16 protein-coding genes are annotated in these 25,627 nt (G+C 63.7%); 7 read left to right on the top strand and 9 right to left on the bottom strand.

The features are described from left to right. Positions 1–25: 25 nt before the first annotated feature. On the bottom strand, positions 26–1,180 hold the full coding sequence (gene proB / locus OXT71_02215) for a glutamate 5-kinase (GenBank protein MDE2925195.1): 1,155 nt from the start codon (positions 1,178–1,180) through the stop codon (positions 26–28). Positions 1,181–1,248: 68 nt separating this feature from the next. Here proB and OXT71_02210 point away from each other — a divergent pair, with 68 nt between their 5' ends. The 3 genes from OXT71_02210 (at position 1,249) to OXT71_02200 (ending at position 4,887) form a co-directional block, all read left to right on the top strand. Further along, positions 1,249–2,139 (top strand): CoA ester lyase, encoded by an 891-nt coding sequence (locus OXT71_02210; GenBank protein ID MDE2925194.1) that lies wholly within the window; start codon positions 1,249–1,251, stop codon positions 2,137–2,139. Continuing rightward, the gene (locus OXT71_02205; protein ID MDE2925193.1) at positions 2,123–3,334 is read left to right on the top strand and encodes a Gfo/Idh/MocA family oxidoreductase; all 1,212 of its coding nucleotides are present in this window, start codon (positions 2,123–2,125) and stop codon (positions 3,332–3,334) included. Before OXT71_02210 ends, OXT71_02205 begins: the two co-directional genes overlap by 17 nt. An 86-nt stretch (positions 3,335–3,420) precedes the next feature. Next, complete coding sequence (locus OXT71_02200) at positions 3,421–4,887, top strand: hypothetical protein (GenBank protein MDE2925192.1); 1,467 nt, start codon at positions 3,421–3,423, stop codon at positions 4,885–4,887. A gap of 38 nt (positions 4,888–4,925) precedes the next feature. Here OXT71_02200 and OXT71_02195 read toward each other — a convergent pair whose 3' ends face one another. From OXT71_02195 to OXT71_02185, 3 genes are all read right to left on the bottom strand, one after another. Beyond that, complete coding sequence (locus tag OXT71_02195) at positions 4,926–8,057, bottom strand: HEAT repeat domain-containing protein (GenBank protein MDE2925191.1); 3,132 nt, start codon at positions 8,055–8,057, stop codon at positions 4,926–4,928. Between the two features lie 77 nt (positions 8,058–8,134). Next, the gene (locus tag OXT71_02190; protein ID MDE2925190.1) at positions 8,135–8,821 is read right to left on the bottom strand and encodes an SOS response-associated peptidase; all 687 of its coding nucleotides are present in this window, start codon (positions 8,819–8,821) and stop codon (positions 8,135–8,137) included. A 20-nt stretch (positions 8,822–8,841) separates the two neighbouring features. After that, a complete protein-coding gene (locus tag OXT71_02185) occupies positions 8,842–10,317 on the bottom strand; it encodes a M81 family metallopeptidase (GenBank protein MDE2925189.1) in 1,476 nt (491 codons plus the stop codon). An 85-nt stretch (positions 10,318–10,402) separates the two neighbouring features. On the opposite strand from OXT71_02185, the gene OXT71_02180 reads away from it, so the two are divergent. The 3 genes from OXT71_02180 to OXT71_02170 all read left to right on the top strand — a co-directional run bounded on the left by OXT71_02180 (position 10,403) and on the right by OXT71_02170 (position 14,423). Continuing rightward, a complete protein-coding gene (locus tag OXT71_02180) occupies positions 10,403–11,350 on the top strand; it encodes an MBL fold metallo-hydrolase (protein MDE2925188.1) in 948 nt (315 codons plus the stop codon). 163 nt (positions 11,351–11,513) lie between these two features. Then, positions 11,514–13,037 carry a hypothetical protein gene (locus OXT71_02175; GenBank protein ID MDE2925187.1) on the top strand — a complete coding sequence of 508 codons (1,524 nt, stop codon included), beginning with the start codon at positions 11,514–11,516 and terminating at the stop codon, positions 13,035–13,037. A gap of 9 nt (positions 13,038–13,046) precedes the next feature. Continuing rightward, on the top strand, positions 13,047–14,423 hold the full coding sequence (locus tag OXT71_02170; GenBank protein ID MDE2925186.1) for an Nramp family divalent metal transporter: 1,377 nt from the start codon (positions 13,047–13,049) through the stop codon (positions 14,421–14,423). Positions 14,424–14,590: 167 nt separating this feature from the next. Here the strand turns inward: OXT71_02170 and OXT71_02165 are convergent, their stop codons facing one another. Together OXT71_02165 and OXT71_02160 are read right to left on the bottom strand one after the other, a co-directional pair. Continuing rightward, a complete protein-coding gene (locus OXT71_02165; protein MDE2925185.1) occupies positions 14,591–18,121 on the bottom strand; it encodes an AAA family ATPase in 3,531 nt (1,176 codons plus the stop codon). 1 nt (position 18,122) lies between these two features. Beyond that, entirely contained in the window at positions 18,123–19,397 is a 1,275-nt protein-coding gene (locus OXT71_02160) for a DNA repair exonuclease (GenBank protein MDE2925184.1), read from the bottom strand. On the opposite strand from OXT71_02160, the gene OXT71_02155 reads away from it, so the two are divergent. Beyond that, positions 19,378–19,512 carry a hypothetical protein gene (locus tag OXT71_02155; GenBank protein ID MDE2925183.1) on the top strand — a complete coding sequence of 45 codons (135 nt, stop codon included), beginning with the start codon at positions 19,378–19,380 and terminating at the stop codon, positions 19,510–19,512. The genes OXT71_02160 and OXT71_02155 overlap by 20 nt on opposite strands. 133 nt (positions 19,513–19,645) lie before the next feature. Here the strand turns inward: OXT71_02155 and OXT71_02150 are convergent, their stop codons facing one another. The 3 genes from OXT71_02150 to OXT71_02140 all read right to left on the bottom strand — a co-directional run bounded on the left by OXT71_02150 (position 19,646) and on the right by OXT71_02140 (position 25,383). Beyond that, on the bottom strand, positions 19,646–20,905 hold the full coding sequence (locus OXT71_02150; GenBank protein MDE2925182.1) for a cache domain-containing protein: 1,260 nt from the start codon (positions 20,903–20,905) through the stop codon (positions 19,646–19,648). Positions 20,906–20,970: 65 nt separating this feature from the next. After that, positions 20,971–23,403, bottom strand: a complete 2,433-nt coding sequence (locus OXT71_02145) for a cache domain-containing protein (protein MDE2925181.1) — start codon at positions 23,401–23,403, stop codon at positions 20,971–20,973. 276 nt (positions 23,404–23,679) lie between these two features. After that, positions 23,680–25,383, bottom strand: coding sequence for a cache domain-containing protein (locus OXT71_02140; protein MDE2925180.1), 1,704 nt, complete (start codon positions 25,381–25,383; stop codon positions 23,680–23,682). Positions 25,384–25,627: the final 244 nt, after the last annotated feature.

The following is a 25,627-nucleotide window of genomic DNA, read 5'->3' as shown; positions in this document are numbered from 1 at the left end:
TCTTCTCCCGCAAATCAGGGGACGGTCATTTTACCAGCACCAGGTTGTCTCTATGGATCACCTCGTCGTAGTAGCTGTAGCCGAGTCGTGCGCGGATCTCTTCGCTCTTGCAGCCCCGAATCGCCGCCACCTCCCTGGAACTGTAGTAGCTCAGACCCCGGGCGATCTCCCGGCCGTCGGGTCCCATGACCCGGACCGGGTTTCCCGAGTGGAACGTGCCTTCCACCGCGGTGATGCCGATGGAAAGGAGGCTCTTGCCCTGTTGAGTCAGCGCCCGCGCGGCGCCCCGGTCCACGATCAGGCGCCCCTGTGGCTGGAGCGAATGCAGGATCCAGTGCTTCCGGGCCGAAAGCCGCTCCTTGAACGGAAGGAAGAGGGTGCCCACCTCCCGTCCCTCCAGCGCCGTCTCCAGGATTCGCGCGTCCAGGCCGCTGACCAGCAACGAGGGAATTCCCGACTCGGCCGCCTTGCGGATCGACAGCAGCTTGGAGCGCATCCCGCCGCGGGTAACGGACGCCGAATTCCGGGTGTCGCGCGTATGGCTGAAATGCCAATCGGTGATCTGCTCCACCGTGGAGATCAGTCGTCCATCCTCCGGGGCGCCCTCCCGGATCTGCTCGTAGAACCCGCCCACCGTGGAAAGAATCAGCAGCAGGTCGGCTTGAACCAGGACCGCGACCTGCGCCGAGAGCTGGTCGTTGTCGCCGAACTTGATCTCGTTGACGGCCACCGTGTCGTTCTCGTTGACCACGGGGAGGATTGCAGACGCGAGCAGCGTCTCCAGTGTGTTTCTGGCGTTGAGATAACGTTCCCGATTGTGCATGTCGTCCCGCGTCAGAAGGACCTGCGCCGTGTGCCGGCCCAGCCGCGAGAAGAGGCGTTCGTAGACGGACATGAGGAGGTTCTGACCGACGGCGGCGCAGGCCTGCAACTGGGGGATGGTCTTGGCCGAACCGGTCAACCCCATGACCGGAGCCCCGGCCGCCACCGCTCCCGACGTGACCAGCACCAACTGGCGCCCTTCCGCCAGGAGGCGGGCCATACTGTCCACGAGGCTGCCGATTCGCTTCGTGTCCAGGCGCTGCCGGGAGTCCACCAGGACTCCGGAACCCACCTTGACCACGATGCGGCCCGCCCGGGCCAGCGAACGGCGAACCTGTAGCCCCCTGTTCGTTGTCATGTCCGGCGCCCATCTTCCGGGCTTGTTATTGTCAAATCAAATCAAGAGTAGATAATTGGCCGATGGAGATGATTCGGTCCTGGCTCTTTGTCCCTGGCCATCGGCAGAAAATGATCGATAAATCGCCCGGCCGGGGTTCGGATGCATTGATATACGATCTTGAGGACGCCGTCCCGCCGAATGAGATGGAGGCGGCCCGAACGAAGGTGGCCGCGGCCTTGAGTGCGGCGCGGGAGGGACCTCGCCGGTTCGTTCGGATCCACGCCGCCGGCCATGGAGCCGTGGACGGAGATCTGCGCGCGGTGGTCCGGCCCGGCCTGGAGGGGCTGGTGCTCCCCAAGGTGGACTGTCCGGAGGACGTGCGGACCGTCGATCGTTCGCTGACGGAACTGGAGCCTCAGGCAGGCGTGGCGCCTGGAAGTGTTCGGCTGGCGGCGATGATCGAGAGCGCCGTGGGTCTGATTCAGGCGCCGGCCATCGCCGTATCTTCTCCCAGACTGGCGGCGCTCATGTTTGGGGCCGAGGACTTTGCCGTCGATCTGGGCCTGTTCTCGTTTCGCCAGGGAGGTCTATTGGCCTACGCACGCTCCGCGCTGGTGGTGGCCGCGGCCAGTGCCAAGCTGGAGGTGGTGGACAAGGTCTACGTCGATTTTCGGGATCCGGACGGCTTGGCCCGGGAGACTCAAGCGGCGCGGGAACTCGGGTTCACGGGAAAGCTTCTGATCCATCCGGCTCAGATCGAAGCCGTCCATCACGTTTTCCGTCCGACGGATCAGGAGGTCGAGTCTGCACGCCGGGTGGTGGCGGCTTTCAAAGCGGCCCCGGAGGAGGGGACGATGGCCGTCGACGGGAGGATGGTGGACCTGCCGGTGGTCAAGCGAGCGCAGTGGATTCTCCGATCCGCCCCGAAAAAGGGGTCATCCTGCCGAGGAGAAAAAGAAGATGGCATCCAGGCGTGAGTTCCTGACCACGGCTGCCATGGGCGTGGCCGCCAAGGCCGTCTCGGCGACTCCGGGATACGTGGGCCACGGATCGAACACGTCGGATAAGAAGATCCGCATCGGGATCGTTGGAGGCGGGTTCGGTTGCAACTTCTACTGGCACGAGCATCCGCGGTGTGTGGTCGAAGCCGTGACCGACCTCTACCCGAAGCGCCGGAAGAGGCTCCAGGAAGTCTACGGTTGCGACAACGTCTACGACTCCATGGGGGAAATGCTGCAGGAGAAGACGAACGACCTGGACGCCGTGGCGGTCTTCAGCGGGGCTCTCGACCATGTGAAGCACACGAGAATGTGTTTCGAGAGAGGACTCCATGTGATCGCCGCGGTACCAGCCTGCTTCACCATGGAAGAGGCGTACGAGCTCAAGGAGCTGAAGGAAAAGACGGGTCTCCGATACATGATGGCCGAGACCAGTTACTACAACACGGCCTGCATCTACGCCCGAGAGCTTTTTCAGAAGGGCGGATTCGGAGAGTTGTTCTACAGCGAAGTCGAGTACTATCACGATGTCTATCGCGAAGACATCATCAACAATCCGAAGTCCAACTACTACGATCCCGACGGTTCCGTGAGCTGGCGGCAGGGGTTTCCTCCCATGCACTATCCGACCCATGCTCTGGGCTACATCGTGGGAGTCACGGGCGAGCGTATCGTCAGGACCTCGGCTCTGGGATGGGGGGATCCGGGAGAGATGGCCATGTTCAAGGCCAATCCGTACCGGAACCCGTTCTCCAACGCCGGCGCCTGGATGCAGACGGATCAGGGCCACATCGTACGCTGCAACATGTTCTGGCACATCGCCGCGGGGGGCGAGCGAGCCAACTGGTTCGGCGAAAAGGGAACCTTCTACATGACCCGGGAGGGCATCCATCGCGTCATTTGGGACGGGCGGAACAGCAAGCCGAAGGAAGTGACCCTGCCCGAGTACTGGAACACCGGCCGGTTGCCGCCGGCGATGCGGCACGAGAGCGGTCACGGCAGCAGCCACACCTTCCTCACGGCGGAGTTCGTCAATGCGCTGGTGGAGGACCGGGAGCCGGCCATCGACGTCTACGAGTCGCTGGCCATGACCGTGCCGGGAATCGTTTCCCACCAGTCCGCCCTGCGCAACGGTGAGCAGATGGAGGTTCCCCAACTCGACCCGGCAACCTGACGGCCTGCAAGGGTCTTCGCGAAACCGGATTCACACAGCCAATCGGTGCGTGGTGGAGGCCGGTTGCCGTCCGGATGAGAGGCAATATGGACAATCCGCGGTCTGTAGAGACGTTTCAGAGCCGTTGCCGCTTCGGTCTGGCACAGGCGGATATCACTCCGCCCGTCGGCATCTATCACCGAATGTGGGGCGCCGCCAGCCACGACCGCTCCACCGGCGTGCATCGTCCCCTGACGGCATCGGCTCTCGCGTTCGGGTCACTTGAGGAGGGAGGGCCTCCTTCGGCGTCCGAGCAGATCCTGATCCTGTTGGACCACGTCCTGTTGTGGCCCGCCGAGATGGACCTGCTGCTGGAAAGGGCGAGCCGGCTCTCCGGGGTCGGCCGCGACTCCCTGTTGGTGGTGTTCTCCCATACTCATGCCGCCGGCCTGATGGGCATGGAGCGAGAGTCCCTGCCGGGCGGAGAGCTGATCCGCGGCTATCTGGAGCGGGTCGCGGCCTCGGTGGGCGATCTGATCTCGGCGGCCAGGTCGCGGCGGCAGACGGCCATCATCAGATACGGCTTCGGCCGCTGCTCGTTGGCCCGGAACCGGGATCTGTGGGACGAACAGTTGCAGCAATACGTGTGCGGGTACAATCCCGAAGGGCCGTCGGACGACGCTCTCCTGGTCGCTCGGGTCACCGGCGAACGGGATGAGCCGTTGGCGTCCATCGTCAACTACGCGTGCCATCCCACGACTCTGGCCTGGCAGAACACGCTCATCAGCCCCGACTTTCCAGGCGCCATGCGGGAGGTCGTCCAGCGGGAGACCGGCGCGCCCTGCCTCTTCCTACAGGGCGCCTCCGGGGACCTGGGACCCAAGGAGGGATTCGTGGGGGACCCGGAAGTGGCGGACCGGAACGGACGCCAGCTCGGCTACGCCGCCCTCTCGGCCCTGTGTGATCTGCCGCCTCCCAACCGGTGCTTTCGATACACCGGGCCCCGGGAGTCCGGCGCCACCCTGGGAACCTGGTCCTGGACCCGGTTTTCCCGCGGGGCGGTGGGACGAAGCCGCCGGTGGAAGATGAGGCGCTGGGCCATCGACCTCCCGTACCGCGGGACTTCGCTCACCAGGGCTCAGGTCGAATCCGAGCTGGAACGGTGCCAAGCCGAGGAAGCGCAGGCCCGCGCTGGCGGAGACCAAACCCGAGCCGCCGATTTCCGGGCTTTGGCCGAGCAGCAGACCCGCCGGCTGCAACGGCTCGAATTCCTCCCTTCGGGAGAGAGCATGGCCTGTTCGATCTGGCTCTGGAGCCTCGGGGACGCTTTCTGGCTGGCCGTGGAAGGGGAGCCCTACCAGTTGTTGCAAACTTCTTTGCGGGAGCGGTTTCCGGGAGTGCCCATCATGGTGGCTTCCCTGGCCAACGGCGCCCGGGCCAACTATTTGCCGCCGGCCGCCGCCTACGGATCGGGGCGTTACCCGGACACCATCGCCGTCCTGGCCAAGGGTGCTCTGGAAACGATCATCGACCAGGCTGGGAACCAGATCGACAAGTGGCTGAGGTCCGAATAGCCCGTTCCTCTTCCCCGGTCCGGCGGCGGGTCGTCATCTCAACGAGGACGCCGCCGGGCGTTGCTCAGAAAGGCCAGCAGGCTGGCCAGTTCCTCCCGGCTCACCTGTTCCTCCAGGCCTGAGGGCATGACGGAGACGTTGCCGGGCCGGATCTCGCGAATCTCCGACCGGGCGACCCGCACCTCGGTGTCCGGTCCGGTCACCAACCGGACCTCCTCTTGCCCGTCCCGGGTGACGACTCCCTGGTGGATCTCTCCCGATTCGGTCACCACCACCACCGGTTCGTAGCCGCGGACGAAGCTGGCGCTGGGAAACAGGATGGACTCCAGCAGATCGCGCCTGGATCGAACGTCGCCGATCCGGGTGAGATCGGGCCCGGACCGGCCCCCCTGGTAGCCGATGGCGTGGCACGAGGAGCAGGCGGCGTTGCTGCTGTTGAAGACGTCCTGGCCCCGGCGAATATCCCCTTCGTCCAAAGCCGCCAGAAGATCCTCCAGACGTGTTTTCTGCTGGACCGGATCCATTGCCAGGGAGGCCAGGAGTTGCTCCCCCTGTCGTTGCACGGGAGGCGGAAAGTTGGCCAGGGTCTGCTTCATGACGTCGGCCCGCAGTCCGTTCAGCCCTTTTGAGTTCCGGACGGCCGCCATCAGCCGCCGGCCGAGATCTTCGTCTCCGCCGTCGCGATAGGCGCCAAGCAGCGGTGAGAGCACCAGGGGGCCGGCGGTCCGGACCGTCTCGGTCAATTCCAGCATCTGATGGCGGTTCGGCCGGGACCTGCCCAAAACGCCAGCGGCGCCGGTGCGGAGGTTCACCGCCGCCGCGGATCCCAGGTTCTCCTGCAACATTTCAAAGAGATCGGGGTCGAGTTCGTCCAATTCTCCCGGTATGGCCGCCAACGCATTCACCCGCAACTCGGGTTCAAGGGTCGAGTCGCGCCCGGCGAGGAGCAGCGCCGTTCGCAGACGCCCGGCGTCCTCGTCCCCAGGGTTCGGCAGGCTGCGGAGGGCGGACACCGCCTCCCGGATCAAAGCTTGGTCTCCTCGCGTCAGGACCGCGACGAATCCGTCGACCCATGCGGACGGCGTCTCCTTGAGGGTGCTGCCGGCCATGGCCCGCAACGCCGTCTGGCGGGACTCGATGGAACCGGCGCCGGCAACGGTCGATGCCAGCAAGCTTTGGATGGTGCCGTTTTCTGCGAACCTGGCCAGTTGCCGGGTCAATTCCGCCCTCTCCTCGGAGCCCGGATGGCGACGGGCCAGACGCCGGCGAAAATACCGGGCCAACGCGTCTCCCCACTCCGGATGGCCCCCGGCGATCCAGGCGGCCGTCTGCTTGAGGATCGGATCCCCGGACGCCAGCAGAGGAGTGACGGACTCCGGCGTCAGTCCTCCCGCGGGCATCTGGTCCAGGGCGATGAGCGCGGCGCGCCGGGTATGGGCGGAAGTGGCGCGCAGCCCGGCAGCGGTGCCGTCGGGATCGGCAATCTCGATCAGTGCATAGATCAGGGAGTGCTCCAGGATCCGGTCGTTCTTCGACCCGGTCCGAGTCAGCAGGCCGGGGACGGCGCGGCGGTCGCCGATGCGTCCCAACGCCTCGGCGGCCACCCTCCGAATGGATGCGGAACCCTGCTCCAGAAGCTCCAGCACCCTGGGTCCGCTGCCGGCGTCCCGCCAGACGCTGACCGAATGAAGGGCGGCCTGCCGCACGCTCTCGTCCGCGTCGGAGAGCGCCGGCCGAACGGCGGCGCGGGCCTCCTCGTGATGGATGCGGGTCAGTGTCCAAACGGCGTTTCGGCGCGCCTCGACGGAAGCGGAGGTGGCGAGCGTCCGCCTCAGCGCCTCCACCGCCGGACTCCCCGTCTTGGCCAGCGCCGCCATGGCCCGGTTCCGTACGGCGGGGCGCCGATCATCCAGGAATGCCGTCAGTCGGGCGCCGCCGGCGTTGTCCCAGTCGATGCTCAGGCCCCTGGGATCCGCCGGCCCCGGCGCGCCCTTGCGCCGGATCCGGTAGATCCCGCCCAGGACATCCGGCTTGTGGAGCTGGGACGTGGGGCAGCAAAGCTTGTACCAGCCTCCCGTATCGGCCACCAGCAGGCTGCCGTCGGCGTCCTCCAGTACGTCGGTGGGATGGAAGTCCCGATCGCCGGAGACCAGGAAGTCCGAGTCCCGGGTCTTGAAGGTCGCGCCGCTGGGCTCCAGAACGTGGCGCGTCACCTTGTTCAGGTTGAAGAGGCAGGCAAACAGGTTGCCCTGGTACTCGCTGCCGAAGACCCGGGAGGCATAGATGGCCTGGGCGCAGGGAGCGGCCGGGCCCAGGTGCAGCATGGCCGGCAGCAGGTCCCCGGTCCTGGCGTGGCCGTGGAGGACGTCGTGCGGTTTTCCGTAAACGCTGCCATGGACGGCGTGAATGATCCCGTCGCGGCGGCCCAGTTTCGGGTGCTGGACGAAGGTGGACGCCAACAGCCGTTCTCCACGGGGCGTGAAGACGACATCCACGGGGTTGTCCATCCCTCCGGACAGGACCGGCTCGATCCAGGAATCTGAGGGCCGCCGCCGGAAGACATGGGCGGCGCGGGTGACCAGGGGAGGACCGTCCGGCCGTTCGTAGGTCTGCTCGGCGAAGGCGCCCTTGGTCCAGTAGATCCAGCCGTCCGGTCCCAGGTAGGGACCATGGAGATCGTTGGCGCACCCGGTGAGGGTCTTGCCCGCGAACCATTCCTCCCGCCGGTCGGCGATGCCGTCGCCGTCGGTGTCCGTCAGCTTCCAGATGCTGGGAGGCGCCGCCACGTAGAGCGAGCCGTCGAACCAGAGGGCGCCCTGGGGAATCATCATGCCGTCGGCGAACGGCGTGCTCCGGTCGAAGCGGCCGTCCCCGTCGGTGTCTTCCAGCCGCTTGACGCGGTGCGTTTTCTGTTCCAGTTGTTGCTCGACCGGGTCGTTGGAACCGGAGGACTCGGTCACGTAGAGTCGCCCCTGCTCGTCGAAATCGATGGATATGGGACGTTCCACCAGCGGCGGCCCGGCGACGAGCTCCACCTCGAATCCTTCGGCCACCGTCAACGTGGAGTCGCCCGGCGTTTCGTCAATCTGAAAAAGCCGGTACAGCAGAGCCGAAGCGGCCAGCAGGACCAACCCGCAGAGCAGGAAAGCGCGAGGAAAATCGGTTTTCATGGATAGGGCCTCTCCGGTATGGTGCCGGCTACGCAAACAACGCGCTTGATTTCACTCTATTCTCTTTCCTCGACTTTTCAGAACAGACGCCGCTCCGGAGCCGAGTGGAGGATATCCGGATGGTTGTTCCGGACGTTGTTCACCATGGTGCTGACGGGGCGCTTCTCGTAGGGGCCGGTACAGGGCTCCCGTACCAGATCGAGGAGGCTCGATACTGAAGATGCCGGATTGAGCCAGTCGTCGAATCGCGCGGGGTCGACGATGGTGGGTTGGCGGTGATGGATGCCGGCAAGATCCGGAAAGGCTGCCGTCGTGATGATGGTGAACGTCTCCCGAGCATCCGCGGGACCGCTCCAGCGCTCCCACAGCCCGGCAAACGACAGGGGAGAACCGTCGGCCAGGGCCAGGAAATAGGGTTGCTTGCTGCGGCCTTCCTTTCGCCACTCGAACCACCCGTTCGCCGGCACCAGGCAACGGCGGGAACGGAAGGCGGAGGCGAACGACGGCTTGGAGTGGACCGTCTCCGACCGCGCGTTGATCAGCCGGAAACCGATCCGGACGTCCTTGGCCCAGGACGGCACCAGTCCCCAACGCAGTTTCACGACCGTGCGCCGTCCGGCCTCGTCGAGCCTGCAGGCCGCAAAGTCCTGGGTCGGCGCGCCGTTGTATCGGGCCGTCATAGGCAAAGGCGCGACCGGATCCTTGTGGCGGTACAGCTCGTGGACCTGACTCCAGGACATCATCTGAGTGAAACGGCCGCACATGATCGGACAATCTCCGCTTTCTAATCGCCAGGCGAATAGTCGAACTCGTCGAAAGGGAATATGGGCCGGGGCATCCTCACGAACGGGAGCCTGGTCAAGTCGGGGCTGCAGCATCCCGGGCTGTTCACGATGATGATGGAACGAGCGATGGGTTCGTACTCGGTACGCATTCCCAGCGGCGACTTGACCAGCACCAGCTTCATGTCCCGCGGTTCGATTCCGTGGCTTCGATACAGCTCCGGATCGGTTGTGGGAACGGGCCGCTGGGAGATCAGCAGGCGGATGCGTCCGATGGACAACACGACGGCCCTCCCCATCTCGACCTTGCGGCCCGTGTAGACACGGCCCTTGTAACGGAACTCGCCGTCGGAAATGAGTTTGACCTTGCCCGTGACGCGAACGGGCGAGGCGTAGTCGGGATCCAACCTTCCCCCCACCCTCAGGGTGACGGTATTCCCGACTCCCGCCCGGATCGCCTTCTCGACCGCGACGGGATCGACGACCACGGCCGCCGTCGGCACATTGATTCCCTTGCTCAGGATGCCGGCCAGAATGCTGGTCCCGTCGCCGGGCGCGCCCCCCATGGTTCCGTCCGCACCCTCTCCAAGCACCACCGGACCCCCGCGTACGGAAAGGGCCTGCTCCAAGGCGTCCTCCACCGTGGGGAGGGCAACGACGAACGACTCTCGGACGGACCAGATGAAGCGGGCCAATTCATTGGCCTGAGATCTGGCCCGTACCGGATCGCCGTCGGTGATGACCAGCGAGGCCCAACCCAGCTCCTCCACGTCCATCCAGGGTTGGACCGCAAATACTGAAGCGGAGACGGTTGTTCCCCGGCCCTCCAAGGACCGGACACGGTCGTAAATCCGGCGGAATTCGCCCCGGTCCGTGAGCATGTTTTCCGCCTGGACCACCATGGGGATCTTCACGGCGTGCATGGTGGGGCGGACCTCGCGCCGGAGAAGGGAGATCATCAGGTCGCCCGCCCGCCGTCCGGTGTCGTAAAGGTCCACGTGGGGACAGGTCTGATAGCCCACCAGGGCATCGGCGTTCTCCCGCATGGCGCGGGTCAGGTTGGCATGGAGATCCAAGGTGGCGACGATGGGAACCGAGGGCCCCAACAGCTCTCTGGCCTCCCGCAGGACGGCGCCGTCGCAACTGTCGATTCCCTCGCCGGCCCAGGCGCCGTGCAGCGCCAGGAGCAATCCGTCCAGGGGGCCTGCCTTTCTGATTCCCTCCTTGAGTTCATCCAGCAGCGAGTGGAAATCGCCGGCCTTGATCCTGCCGTAACTGACGGCCCATCCACCCAGAATGGGCGCGATTCGCGCCCCGGCCCGGGTCAGCGCATCCACGAATCCATGCAGCTCGCTGTTTTCCGTTTGGTGGCTTTCGATCAACTCGCGTCCCGGGGTCATCAGGAAGTGGTCCCGGACCGTGGCTTGAGGGGAAAAAGTATTCGTCTCTTGCAATAATGCAGCGATTGCAATTTTCACGGAACGGCTCCGTTGTGCTCTGTTTCTCAACGGAAAAGTCTATGTTCGCGCCGTTCACCGTACAAGTCCTCCAGGAGTTGTTTCCATGAATCGAAGAAGCTTTATCGAGACCGGTCTGACGGCCGGAGTGGCGGCCGCCTCGACCGGTGTTCCTCAGGCGCAGGGGAAGAGAACGGGTCGACTCACGCTCCCGCAGCCGCGCAAGATCGCGGGAGAGGTGTTCGGCGCCGGCGGCTACGACGCCATCTGGACCCTCGTGAACGTGGGATTCGTGGTCCGGCTGGGGGAGGTGATCATCTTCCTGGACCCGATCCTCCAGAGCGGCAATCCACTCTATGCCGAGTTGCGGGAGGCGCGCCGGAAGGCGGACCGGCTTCCTCCGGAGGTCCGTTTCTACGACCCCGACAGCCTGTACATGGAGACCGAGCACTACCCGCTCTCCGGGTCCGACGTGAAGCGGGCCGATTACGTCCTCGTGACCCACGATCACACCGACCACTGCGAGCCCCGGTCGGTCAAGGCTCTCTCCCGTCACAATCCCCGGATTCTGGCACCGCCGTCGTGCCACCCCATGTTGATCGAAGAGGGAGTTCCCAAAGAGCAGTTGCAGGCTGTGGCCCATGGGGACCGCATCCGCGGCGAGGGTTTCACCGTCCGGATTCAATACGCCCGGCATGGAAATTCAGAGGGCGCCTGCGGCTTCCTTCTCGAGACCCGCTACGGCAACATCTACCATCCGGGCGACGGCCGCTTCGACCACCCTCACAAGGGCGAGAACTGCAACCTCGAGGTGGACTACCTGCTGCTTCCCATCAACGACACCAACCTGGGCGTGGGGTTCGCGGCCCTCTTGACGCAGATCCTGCAGCCGAAGGTGGTCATCCCCTGCCACTACGGATTCACGTCCCCTCCGGTGAGGTCGCAGGGAGGGCACCCGGCGGAGTTCGTCACGGCGCTGGCGGCGCGCAACTATCGCTTGCCGGCCACTGACGTCCTGATCCTCAAGCCGGGAGGAAAGGTCGTCCTGGTCTGAATCGGGCGCTTCCCGTCCGTCCGGGTTGGACCTTCCAGAGGTTGCAGCGGGGATCGTCTCAAGCGTAACCTTGCGGCGGCCTCGGTCCGGCCCCGGGAGCCGGAACGGATGCCGTTCCCATCAAAAGGTTGAGATAGAGGAACCGATATCGGAAGGAAGGCACATGAACCGGATCGTAATCGTCGTCCTGGTCGTTTTCGCAGTCATTCAAGGAAGCTGGACCCTGCTGCCGGCCCAATACATCCCGCAGGTGACTCCCGAGCACAAGCAGCTCTTCGTCGACGACCACATCATCGGGAAGCTGGTCAATGTCAAGCGCACTCTGCACCAGCCCACGAAGCACCCGGACCCCATGATCCGGCCCGTGCATCCCTGGGAGAACTTCGTGGTGCAGGCGCGCACGGCCCCTTTTTGGGTCCCGGATGAGAAGCTGTGGAAGTTCTACTACATGGCCTTCGCCAAGAAGGGGAAGGGGACGAAGGAGCAGCATACCTCCCTGGTCGCCGTCTCCAAGGATGGGCTCCGCTGGGACAAGCCGGTGCTGAACCTGGTCGAATGGGACGGGTCCAAGGCCAACAACCTGGTGGCGGAGCATGACCGAAGCGAACAGTTCCTCTATCACGTCGTCTACGATCCCCACGACGTGCCGGAACGGCGCTACAAGGGCATGTTCGGAATTGGGAAGCGGCAGCCGGCGGTATCGCCGGATGGCCTTCACTGGACCCCTCTGGAGGTCTCCGCCGTCCCCAGCGCCGACGAATCGCAGATGATCTACGACGAGCTGGGCAAGCAGTTCCTCTCCACCGTCAAGCACGCCGCACCTTACGGAAGGTCGGTCTACCTGGCCGTGAGCAAGGATTTCGCAAACTGGACCGAGCCCAGGCTCATCTTCCACGCGGACGGCGAGGACCAGGTCGTGGGCCGGCAGCGGATCGCCGAGCGCGTGTCCGATCCCCGCTGGGTCCCCATGGCCATCAACCAGCCCTCCCACTACAACGTGGACATCTACAACATGCCCGTCTTCCCCTACGAGGGCATGTACCTGGGCCTGCCCATGAAATTTCATCAGACCGGCCCCACGCCCATCGGTAACCAGGATGGGTTCCACATGGTGGAGATGGTCTCCACGCGGGACCTGAGGGAATGGCAGAGGGTGGCGGGACGGGCCATCTTCATCCCCCTCTCCTACGACGGGTTGGGCCGCTACGACACCGGCACCATCGTTCCGCCGACGCGTCCCATCGTGCGGGACGGTGAGTTGTGGCTCTACTACAGCGGGATGCGGCGGCGATTTCAGCCGGACAACATCGGTCCTCTCGTGGACGGACGGCGGCGCTACGTGTCGGTCCCGGACAACGGGGCCATCCTGCTGGCCAAGCTGCGCCTGGACGGCTTCGTTTCCATGGACGCCGGCCACCAGGAGGGGACTCTCACGACTGTCCGCCTGAACTTGGAGGGCCGAAGGTTGTTCGTGAACGCCGACGCCTCCGGCGGCCAGATCCGGGCGGAGATCCTGGGTCCCACCGACACTTTCTCGCTGGACAAGAGCATCCCGGTCAAAGGAGATCACCTGAAGGGCGAGCTCAAGTGGAAGGGGACTCCCAATTGGGCCGCGCTGGAAGGAAAGCAGGTCCGGATCCGCTTCCACATGCGTCAGGCGAGCCTCTATGCATTCTGGACGGAATAGGCCGAACCCATGACCGCTACGGGATCGACACAACCGCGCGTGATGCGGGTCTCGGGAGAGACCGTCACGGCCCTGGCCTGGATCGGGCCCATGCTCATGCTCCTGGCCGAGGCCATCGGCAGCGGCGAGATCCTCACCGAGCCGGTGGCGGGCGCCCGCTACGGAGGGGCCCTGCTGTGGCTCATCCTCCTGACCATCGTCACCAAGGCCTTCTGGAACGAGGCCATCGGCCGGGTCTCCATCGTCACCGGCCAGAACTTCCTGGAGGCCTGCTCCGGGATGGGACCGCCGTTCTCCTGGGTGCCCTGGATCTGGTTCTGCATCAACCTGATCAAGGACTTCCTGCTGCGAGGCGGGATCGTGGCCATCGCCGGGCTCATCTGCCACGACATCTTCGGCGGACTGCTGCCGGGAGCGGGCGAGATCCAGCAGCAGGTGTTCTGGACCTTCCTCAATTTCCTGCTGGTCTGGGTGATTCTCATCGTCGGCGGCTACCGGCCGGTGGAGACCTTCAACACGGTCATGTGCCTGCTGTTCACGCTGAGCCTGCTGATCTGCGCCAGCTTCGTGGCTCCGGACGTGACCGGAGAGCTGGGCCGGGGCCTGGTGCCGCGAATGGCCACCGATTTCGACCAGTTGCTGGTCATGATGTTCCTGGCCGGGATCGTCATGGCCGGTTCGGGAACCATCAAGTACAGCGCCTGGGCCGAAGAACGGGGGATGGGGCTTCTGGGCCACGCCCGGGAACATGGCCGTTTGACGCGGGAGCAGTTTCAGCCCAACTCGCCCGAGGAGGTAAGCCGCATGCGGGGCTGGCTCCGGATCAACCGGACCAACATCGTCCTGACCTATGTGCTGGGCCTCATCGTCTGCATGTCCACCTTCATCCTGGGCGTCGGCATTCTGCACCCGGCGGGCATCACCCTTGGGGGTCCGGGCCTGGCGCGGGAGTTGAGCCTGATGATGACCGAGGTCCTGGGGCCCTGGTCCCGGAACGTCTTCTACCTGGGGGCGTGGGCCGCCATCATCAGCACCGCCATCTCCATCTTCGACGGCTCCTCGCGCATGTTCCTGCAGCCCCTGCGGATGAAGGCGCCGGGCCTGTTCGGCAGGCTGTCGCCCCAGGTCTGGCAGAAGTTGATTCTGAGCGCCATGATGGCCGGTTCCTGGGCCGTCTACGCCTTCTTCCCCAAGCCGGTCACCCTGGTCCTGGTCATGGGCGCCATCGACACACCCATGATCGGCATCATGATGGTCGCCTACGCCTTCCTGGGGCGGAAGTACCTGCCGGCCGAGTACCGCTACGGCAAGGCCTGGTGGGCCAGCATCGTGTTGATGGGATGCCTCTACCTGGTGCTGGGAGTGTCCTACGCGTTTCTGAAGTGACGAGAGCCGCGACTTTCCTGTCGCCGAATCCCGTAGTTGCACCGACGGGCGAGGGACTGAAAGTCCCCCTTCCAAGTCGCCCGTATCGTTGTTTCCGGGAAGAGAGGCCGAGGCCGCCGGGCGCGAAACTGAGACGGACTCGCGGAGACTCCACGAATCCGCAGATCTCAGCGCCGGGTCAGGTCCACATCGGAAACTGAGCCGCCCAACGTCTCCCGTGCAATTTCCAGGAGGTGCCGATGGTGGGTGAAGAAGAGCACCTGGGTCTTCCCGGCCAGTTCTCCCAGCACCTGGAAGCCGGCTCGCGCCCGGTCATCGTCGAAGTTGACGAACAGATCGTCGGCAACGAAGGGCAGGGCCGGGGCATGACCGAGATAGTCTTCGATGGAAGCGATGCGCAGAGCGAAGTAAAGCTGGTCTGCGGTTCCCCTGCTCATGCCTGGCACGGGAACGACCTCACCATCGGGCCTCGTTCCGATCAGATGAGCCTGATCCCTGGTGTCGTAGTCGACCCGAAGCTCGGTGAACGAGCCCCCGGTGACGGTCGCGAAGAGCTGGCCGGCGCGCCTGAGCAGAGGAGCCTGTTTTTCGCGCCTATAGCGGTCGATGGCCCACCGCAGCAAGAGGACCGAGGTCTGAACGCGGATATAGCGCTCGGAGATCTGGCCGAGGTCCACGAGAGCCTCCTGACGCGCCGCTTCGGCTCGGGCCGCCGCCGCGTCGCCGCCGACCGCCTGGAAAGCGCTTCGAGCCTGAGCTCGCTGCTCGGCAGCGGCGGCCAACCGGTCCCGCAATCGCCTCAGTCTGGCCTGGGTCGTGTCTTCCTGGGCCACGACCTGGTCCAGATCCACGTTTTCGCACTCTTCTTCCAACTCCGCCGCCGTCAGACCATCCCCTTGCTGCTCCAGTGCTTTCCGGATCGTAGCCAGCTCGAGGTGCAGCGCCCGCAGGGATTCGGATTTCTCAATGGCGTTGCTCAGCTCCCCACTGGTCCCCACGCCGGCCGCGTCCCTGAGATAGTTGACCGACCCACGTGCCGCTTCGCGGTCCTCCACCAGGACGCGGAGGTTGTTCTCCAGATCTCTTGTCTCCTGCTCCTTCCTGGCCCGAAGGTCACGTGTGCGCCGAGCGTCGGCCAAGCGGTCCTCGATCTCCAAAACGGCGTCCTCGGCGGGTGTATCGGAGAGGTCTCCCGCCACCTCATGGACCATCTTCTCGACGAGGGCCTCGAAGTCGGCCACGTCTCGCCGGATCTTTCCGATGCGTTGATGGCGCAGGTCGTTGATCCGCAGGGACTTCTCTCGTATCCGGTCCATGACGTCGATCAGAGCGGACACCGAATCGGGATTCGAGCCCGTGGCGAGCCCGACATCGGTCAGGGCGGCCGACCACTCCTTCCGCCACCGGACCCACGCCTGCTCCGCCCGGGCCAACTCGCGGCGGCGACGCTCCAGGGTGGACTTCGCTTCCTGCAGGCGGTCCTCGAATCGACTCTTGGTGTCCGCCTCCTGCTCATGATCCAAACGTATTCCGTCCGCACGCTCCAGCAACATCGGAAGGGTCTGCTGCTCCAACAAGCCGGGGTCGGCGCCGAGTGACGAGAATTCGGCCAGGAGCTCCGCTCTGGCCTCTCGCAGCTCTTCGCAGTGGACCTCCAGCGTGCGGGCCGCCCTGGCCCGGTCGTCGACCGCTTCCAGCAGATCATTTCGCGTCTTCATCCACTCCAGCATGGCGTCGGGAGGCAACGGCAAAAATGGCGCCCGGCTCCACAAGGTCTCCCAATCGGCGTGCAGACGCTCGCCTTCCTGAACGAGCTCCTCCCGGAGTTGGGTGAGCTGAGACACGCCGGACTCCTGCTCCTCGATGGTGCGGGACATCTCCGCTAAGCGTCCGGCCGCTTCGGCGTTGTCGAATCGTCGGTCCGCCAAGTCGTCCGCGTTGCGTATCGCGGTTGCCACGGCCGTCGCCAGGTCATCGAGCGCGTGCGCGTAGCGCCCCGCCTCCTCGGCGGTCACCCGCAGATTGTCGATGTGCCTTTTCTTGGCCAATCTCCAGAGAGCGTCCCGATCGTCTCTGGCCTCCCGGAGGGTCTCCAAGGAGACGATCTGTTCCTCTTGCATGGCGCTCCGGAATTTTTTGCGAGCTCGATGAAGTTCCTTTTTGGCGCGGGCAAGTTGGCGGACCGCCTCGCGGTTGCGCCGCTCCCAGCTCTGCAGCTTGTCCCGATGCGCCTGCACGGTGGCCGCCGGGGGCACGCGCATCTCCCTGGCGGTTTCCGGACTCGGGACAGCCGGGTGCAAGGCGGAGAGCAGTCGATCCAGGCGATCCTGCGTGTGCTTGACGTCCAACTCCGCCCGGCGTACGCGCCCGGTGATGTCGCCGCTCTCCCGGATCGCCCTGATGACCGATCTCAACCGAGAGACATCGAAGGTCTCGCCCATGACCTCGATGGTCTGTCGAATCTCTTCGTGTTCGGCTTGCGCCTCCTGCACGTTCTCGTCCCGGTTCTCCCGGTCCGAGGCCAGCTTGCCTCGCTGGCTCAGGAGGGACCGCAGGACCCCCAGCTTGGTCCGCGCCGGTATGCGTGAGATCAACTTGCCGACTTCCTCTTTCCAGCCCAACTCGGCGGCCAGGTCCCGCAGCTCGACTTCCGCCGCGGCGAGCTCCGCCTGCCGCTTCGGAAGGTCATCCTTCCCGCGGCGGACCTCGATCCGGCGTTCATGGAGATGGGTGATGTCCGGGTCGCGAAGGATCAGCCGTTCATCGTATTTGAGAGTGCTCAACTCCTCCCGCGCTTGGGCCAGGCGACCGGAGAGAGTCTCGATCCGGGTGGTCAACTCGCTGTCCCTTCGCTCCGATTCCTCCAGGACCCGTCGAGCGTCTTCGGGCAGCAGGACGACCTTTTCCAACGCCGCAATATCCTTTTCCTCTTCCAGGTCGACCATGCGGCAGACCTCGCGATAGACGCGCCGGATGCGACTGAGCCGGCGAACTTCGGCGGAAAGATTCTCGAACTCGGACTCGATTCCGGCGTAGGCCTCTTCGGCGCGCTCGAACGCCTGTTTCAACTCATGCCACTTGTGGGCCGTGACCGTCCGTTGCCGCAGCTCCGTTCCGGCGTCCCTCAACCTGTCAAGAGCCCGATAGAACTTTCTGCGTCTCGCCCTTCTCGGCGCCCAGAGTCCGTCGGCCTCGTGGGAAAGCTCGTCCAGCAGATCTCGCAGGCCTGTAAGCCCGGCGCCAGCTGAGAACAGCACCTGCCCGACATCGTCCTTGGCTTCCAGAATCTCGCGACCGCCGGTTTCGAGCCGAACGTGGTCGAGACTGAACATCCGCTCGAAGAAAGGACGATCGGCGCCCGCCAGAAAGGGTCGCAACGCGGTCTCGCCGCCCGGCAGCGGAAGCTGGTCGGTCCCGAGCAGCGTATCCTTCCTGCCCTTGCGGCGAACCACCTGCAGCAACGCCTGTTCGTTTTCCAGGACGGCGCCGATCCGCAGGCTCCCGTAGTCGTGCAAAAAATTGTAGGGGGTTCTCACGGGGATGCCGAACAGGAGGTCCTCGATGGCCGAGAGCGCGGTGGATTTTCCGGCCTCGTTGAGACCGAACACCACGTGGAAATCGACCTCGCTGGCCGGAAACCCGAAGGAACGGTCCGTGAAGTGCCCGTAACGGAGCAGGTCAAGCCGTCCGAAACGCATTTCAGTCTCGTCCTTCCGTCAGCCGTGCGGACAGAAACGGCGCCACTCCGCCGATCAACGCCGCGTGGTCGCCGTCGACCGCGGCCTTCAGCACCGTATCCTCCACTGCGGACCGCACCTCCGACGGTAGCCGACGGACCATCCCACCGATGTCGGTCTCCAGCCGGCGCAGCAGGTCGGTATCGGACCCCGCCTCCTGCAGCATCCGGAGCAGTTCGCCGACGGCATCCTCCCGCCGCTCCAGGATTTCCGGGGCGATCGCCGGTTCGGTCTCCACGATCACCTTTTCCACCCAGGCCGCGTCATCCCCGAGGCCCAGCGCGACGGAGCGCGCCTCGGCGAGGAGTTGCTCCTCGTCCGTCAGAAGTCGGCCATGGACTTCGGTACGGCCTTGGAGCACGATGCGGCACGCCAGAAGACGACCTCCGGAGCAAGTGTCGACGGCATCATCAAGGGCATCCCGAATTCGATCCAAGACCTCGCCGAAGCTTGTCGCAGACCCCAAGTCGACCGTCACGACGGTCCAACGCACGACATCACAAGGCAAGGTTTCAAGATCTGAGATTTCGCCGTTGTCGATCGTGACCATGGTGGCGCCCTTGGCGCCGGTCTCCCGCACGTGCCGTCCCTGCAAGTTCCCGGGAAACACGATATGGGGCCGGGAATGAAGTACTTCCGCACGGTGAACATGCCCCAGCGCCCAGTAGTCGTAGCCCTTGCCGATAAGGTCGGCGAGTGCACACGGCGCGTAGTTCTCATGGCCGCTGGCACCCCCGAGTCCCGTATGCAGGACGCCGATGTTGAAGGCGCCCGGGAATGGTTCCGGATAATTCAGCGCCAGATTGTCCGTGACATCCCGTTGCCTGAAGCTCTGTCCGTGAAGGACGACGTTCAGGCTGTCAATCGCAATGGACTGTGGTCTTCGCGATCCGAAAACGTGCACATTCCCGGGCAGGGTGAGGCGGCGCGTGATCTGACTCCTGGCGTCATGATTGCCGTAGAGTAGATAGACGGGAATGCCGGACCTATGGAGGCGGCCCATCTCGCTGACGAAGTACAGGCCCGTCCGGTAGTCTCGCCAGTCGCCGTCATAGAGGTCGCCGGCGATGATCAGGAAGGAGACCTGCTCTTCGATGGCGAGTCCGACCAATTGATGCAAAGCTGTCCGGGTGGCGGTGCGAATGGAGTCGGCCGCGGAACCTTCATGTCTGGCAAGCCCCTTCAAGGGACTGTCCAGATGAACGTCTGCGGTGTGAATGAAGCGAAATGGATTCACAAGGGAAATATTCCTTCCGTTCAAGTACCGCTACGGCAAGGTCCGGTGGGCCGGCATCCTATTTATGGGATGCCTCTATCTGACCCTGGGAGTCTCCTACGCGTTTTTGAAGTGATGAGCGGCGACTTTCCTGTCGCCGACCAGGGGGGGCGGGGGACGGAGGCCCTCTATTCTTCCCGATCGTTGTATCGATCCAGCAGGCGGCAAGGAAGCCGCCTGTCCCAATGGGGGACTAACAGTCCCGCCTCCTATTCGGACGCCATTTCCTCCATGGCGGGCATCCCGCCCTGCAGAGGAATCACCGGCAGCGTGGTGAAGATGCCGTTCACGCCATCCAATTCAACCGCGACTCCGGTGAACTTCTGAGCGATTCCCGGCGCCATGCAGCGCACCGATCCCGTGAAGTTCGAGGTGTCGGTTTCAAACAACTCGCTGATGAACATGGCATCCTGGCCGTTGGCCGCCAAGCTGATTTCCGCCTCTTCCATCGCCTCGCCGCCCATCATCAGGCTGCAGGTCAACGTCAGCTCCTTCTCGCTCAGATTGCGGAGCGCCGCACCGGTGTCGATGCCTCCAGCCTGGCGCCGGGCCGGGAAGATGGCGTTGCGGACCGCCTGGCTGGCTCCGACCCCGGCCACGCCGACGCCGGGAACATCAAATCGCAGGACTCCGCCGATGGGGCTGTGGGGACCGTCGGAGATCACTTTCACCGATCCGGTCACGGTCTCGCCCTGACCGTTGGTCGAGATCGTGACTTCGCCCAAGGGTGCCAGTTCGGACTGGAGCGTAACCGCCCCGTAATCCGTGGCTGTCAAATTCCCCCCGATATCCACCACGGACGCCGGATCGATGAGTTCGCCCATCTCGTCGTAGAAGTAGACCGTAGGCCGGATCGGCGTGGCGGCCAGGTTCACCAACACGATGTCGGAACTGATTGCGGATCCATTGCCGAAATGGGCGAAGTCCAGCGCGACCTGATGTCCGAGATAGATGCCGGAGCCAATGACCATGTCCTGTTCCGGAAAGAGGTCCGCAATGGGAGAAGTAAAAGGCTCGACGTATCCCAATTTGGGGGAAGTATGGTCTTCATCTCCTTCAATCGACGGATCGTCGAAATGATATTCGACGTAGCCTCCTCCCGATCGGGCTGCGGCGATGAGTTCCTGGACGTACGGGGCCCCGGTGAGCGCGTCTACCACGCCGCTGAGATCCTGGTCCACCAGGGCCGCATTGGCCCCGTGCCAGCGGATGACGCCCTCGTCATTCGAAAGGTAGACGTAGACGGAGCCGAACCTCCATTGCTCGTTCAATAGATCCTCGATCTGGGCGGCATCGGTGATGCCTTCGACGTATGCCTTTGCCGTCTGAACGAAGGCCTTCAGCGTCTCCCGGTCCAGGACCTCTCTGGCCGCGATCCCGTTGCCCTGGGCGAGGGCGGGCTGCAGCGCGGATAAGACGACCGCCGAAGCCAGGACCCCCATGAGAAGCAGCGATTTAGGAAGTTTCATAGTGGGTGCTCCTTTACTCTGACCAGCGGAGGCTCTCACTGAATTCATTCCTGCGGTGTAACTCTCTACTGCGCCACCGGGACCACGGGCAGCGTCGTGAAGACGCGGTTGTTTGCATCCAGCTCCAGGGCGACGGCAGTGAATTCCTGTCCCCCTGCAGGCGACATGCAGCGGACCGACCCCGTGAAGTCGGATGTGTCGTGGTCGAACAGTTCGTGGATGAACTTGGCGTCCTGTCCGTTGGCCGGCAATTCGACCATTGCATCGTCGCCAAGCGCCTGACCGGCCTTCATCAGCCGGCAGGTCAACGTCTGTTCGGAATCGCTCAGGTTGCGGAACGCCGCCCCGGTGTTGATCCCACCTGCCATGCGGCGCGCCGGAAAGATAGCGTCCTGGACCGGCTGGCTGGACCCCACGCCGGCAACTCCGACATTGGTCAGATCAAAGCGCAGGACTCCGCCGATAGTGCTGTCGGAAGCCACCTTTACCGAACCGGTCATCAGGTCTCCCATACCGTGGGTCGGGATGGTGACCTCGCCCAATGGCGGTATCGGGTCCGGGACGGTCAGAGATCCGCTGTCCGTGACCTCCAGACCTTGTCCCATGACGTCCAACACCGATCCCGCATCAATGATTTCACCCATGGTGTTGTAGAAGTAGATGTCCGGTTGGGCCGCCGTGGCGGACGCGTTCACCACCACGATGTCCGAGGTGATGCCGCCTCCATTGGCGAAGTGGGCGAAATAGAGTGTGGCTTGTCCGTTGCCGGAGCCGGATCCGTCCATATCCACCGGCACCACCGGCAGGGTGGTGAAGACGCCGTTGTTGGTATCCAACTCCAGGGCGACGGCGGTGAATTCCTGCTCCCCTTCCGGCGACATGCAGCGGACCGACCCCGTGAAGTCGGACGTGTCGTGGTCGAACAGTTCGTGGATAAACTTGGCGTCCTGTCCGTTGGCCGGCAATTCGACCATCGCATCGTCGCCAAGCGCCTGACCGTCCTGCATCAGGCGGCAGGTCAGCGTCTGCTCCGACTCGCTCAGGTTGCGGAACGCCGCCCCGGTGTTGATCCCGCCTGCCATGCGGCGCGCCGGAAAGATGGCGTCCCGAACCGCCTTGCTGGATCCGACGCCGGCCACGCCGACATTGGTGAGATCAAAGCGCAGAACACCGCCGATGGGGCTGTCGGTACTGTCGGAAACCACCTTCACCGACCCGGTCATCAGGTCTCCCATGCCGTGGGTCGGGATGGTGACCTCGCCCAGCGACGGGATTGCGGTCGGGACGGTCAGAGCTCCATAGCTCGTGACCTCCAGACCCTGCCCCATGACGTCCACGACTGATCCCGCCTCGATGAGTCCGCCCATCGTGTCGTAGAAGTAAATGTCCGGCTGGACCGCATTGGCGGACGCGTTCACCACCACCACGTCCGAGGTGATGCCTCCCCCGTTGGCAAAATGGGCGAAGTCGAGAGCCAACTGGTTGCCCTTGTAGAAACCGGAGCCGACGATGATAGTGGCACCAGGGAAAATCGCGAAGTCGTCCGGTAGCGTGAGGGCTTCGGCGTAGCCAACCTTGGCGGACCCTAATGCCTCATCCCCGTCGACGCCCGGATCGTCCCAGTAATACTCGACATACCCGCTTGCGTCCTCGTCGATGGCAGCACCGATGAGAGCCTCCACGAATCTGAATCCGTTGCGGTCTTCCAGGTCGATGTTGATCGTGCCCTCCTGGTCTTCACGGGCCCCGTGAAAAATCACCCTGCCGTCAGGCGTCATCGTAAAGATGTAGGTGGAGCCGCTCTTCCAATGACCCCCTTCCCCTTCCAGCCTGAAGATGGCCTCCAATTTCTGCAGATCGAAGCTCAATGTCGGCAGGGCCCGAATAGCCCAATCGCCCGCCCCTTGAACGAAAGCCTTCAAGGTCTCCCGATCCCGGACGTCCATGGCCGAAACCTCCGGCAATTCAGGGAGCTCTTCGGTTTCCTCTCCCGGATCCGTGCTCGTCGCAACGTTCACGTGATAGCCGCCGACCAGAATGAACACCCGGCCGGGCAATGCGGGATGCCCCCCCTTGATGGCAAAGCAATACCTGGGATTCGTGTCGTCGGCCGCCGGATCGTCCCACGTGTACTCGACGAATATTTCCTCTTCATCATTGTCAATCAAAGCCGTTTTGATCTCTTGGACGACCATTTTCCCATTGTCGTCCACCTCTTCCGTCAGGTCCGTGTTGTCCTTGCTCATATCTTCGCCGTGAATAAACACGGAGCCCGTGTCGGTCAGGACAACGAGGTACATGGACTTGTAGTTCCAATCCCCGCCCTCTTCCCGCAGGGTGTCCCCAAGCGTGAGCAGCGCGCTGATGGGAAGGGTCAAAAAGTGATCTCTCGCGGATTCGACGAACTTCTTCAGTGTATCCTTGGTCTCGTCGGGAGCCGCCTCCACCACATCTTTGGCCGTGGTCAGCTCTGCGTCCTGAGCAAGAATCGGGGACATTGCGCCGAGAATCCCGGACAAGCTGAGTACCAATCCCCATAGCAACATCGATCTTGAGAACTTCATGAAAATCCGTTCCTTTCCCGTTGAGATGTGATTCTTTGGCGGTAAGCATCCAATAAACAAAAGCCCGTGGCAAGTATCGCCACGGGCTTCCGGCCGGTCCGCCGGTCAAGTCAGGGGCCGGGAAGAAGAAAGCCGGCGTTTCCAACACCGGACAATCCGGGCAGGCCGACGATACGGCCCGCCCGGATTCGTTCTATGGCCTCCATTCGACTATTCGTCCGATGCCATCTCCTCGTCAGACATCATGTGCCCGCTCAACGGCACCACCGGCAGCGTCGTGAAGATGCCGTTCATGGCATCCAGCTCCACGGCCACGCCGGTAAATTCCTGCTCGCCCGCCGGGGCCGTGCAGCGCATGGATCCGGTGAAGTCCGAAGTGTCGTGTTCGAACAACTCGCTGATGAACATGGCGTCCTGGCCGTTGGCCGGCAGTGTGACCTCCTGCATTTCGATCATCTCGCCGCCCATCATCAAGTGGCAGGTCAACGTCAGCTCCGACTCGCTCAGGTTGCGGAGGGCCGCTCCGGTGTCGAGGCCTCCCATCTGGCGGCGCACCGGGATGACGGCGTCCCGGACCGCCTGGCTGGCGCCCACACCCGCCACGCCGATGCCGGGTGCGTCAAATCGAAGCACCCCGCCGATGGGGCTGTCGAGGCCTTCAGTGACCACCTTGACCGATCCGGTCGTGAGTTCTCCCATGCCGTTGGTTGAAATGGTGATCTCTCCCAGGGCCGGCAACTCGGCGATGAGGGTCAGAGCCCCGAAGGGGGTGGGGAACAGGTTGCCCATGACGTTCACCATCGATCCCGGATCGATGAGCTCGCCGTTTTCTCCATAGAAATAGACCAGGGGCCGGATCGGCGTGGCGGCCAGGTTCACCAGCACCACGTCGGAGCTGAAGGAACCCCCGTTGGCAAAGTGGGCAAAATCCAGAGCCATCTGGTGTCCCTTGTAGAATCCGGAGCCGATCACCAGGGTTTCGCCCGCGTAGACAGGACTGTCGTCCGGCACTGCAATGGTCTCGGCATAGCCGACCTTGGCGGAACCGAGATCCTCGTCTCCCATGACCGACGGATCGTCCCAATAATATTCGACGTAACCTCCTCCCGAGGTGGCCGCATCGATGAGGGCTTTCACGAATTTGAATCCGTTTCGGTCCTCACGTTCGATCTGAATATGACCTTGCTGGTCCGGTCGGGAACCGTGAAAGAGCACGAACCCTTGTTCCGTCATGACGAAGAGGTATGTGGCCCCCTGTCTCCATGGACCTCCTTCTCTCCGGAATTCCTCCGTCAGTTTCACCAAACCCAAGTCATGCTCGACCACGCTTTCGAAAGTCCACGCGACGGCTCCTTGGACGAACGATTTCAGGGTCTCCCGGTCCACGACGTGCGCTGCGTTGAGGGCCGGTGGATCGGGGAGTTCACCGATGTCGGTCTCAACGTCGGACAGATCCTGGTAGTAGCCGGCCACCAGGATAAATTCGGTTTGCGCCAACTCGGATGTGTAACCGAGGGCGTAGCAAACCTTGGGATTGGTGTCGTCCGGGTCCGAGGGATCGTCCCACGTATATTCGACAAAGTCTCCGCCCTCCGTTTTGCCTGCAGCGAGAATCTCTTGTACGACCTCGACTCCATCGTCGTCTTTGACACCCGAGACATCGGTTCCATCCAATTTGACGTCGGCCCCGTGAAACCACACGGTACCGTTCGGCAAGAGAATGACGAAATACATGTTTCCGTCTTTCCAATCCCCTCCTTCTTCCCGTAATTCAACCGCGAGCGCCGCCAACTGATTGATGTCAGTTATGCTCGCGATGTAATCCCTCGCGGAGAGGACAAAGGCCTTCAGGGTGTCCCGGTCCACCACCTCGCTGGCCGTGGTGCGGTCGTCCTGGGCCAGGACAGACGGCATGGCGCCGCATAAGACGGCCAAAGTCAGCACGGTCGCCCATAACATTTTCGATCCTGATAACTTCACGATAGTCACTCCGTTTCGTATGAGGTTCGACCCCGTTCGAGATGCGACCCCGGCATGGTTGTTTCGTGACAACGGCCGCCACGCGCGGCCGTGTCGCTGGTCGCTTATTCCTCCGAATCCATTGGGGATTATATATTGAGGTTGACAAGCTGAGCCGAATCGTGTAGACTCTTCCCAT

It is taken from the genome of Acidobacteriota bacterium, from assembly GCA_028874215.1.
Lineage (GTDB): Bacteria > Acidobacteriota > UBA6911 > RPQK01 > JAJDTT01 > JAJDTT01.
Note: the sequence above shows the minus strand (reverse complement) of the source record. Positions and strands in the feature narration are given on the sequence as shown.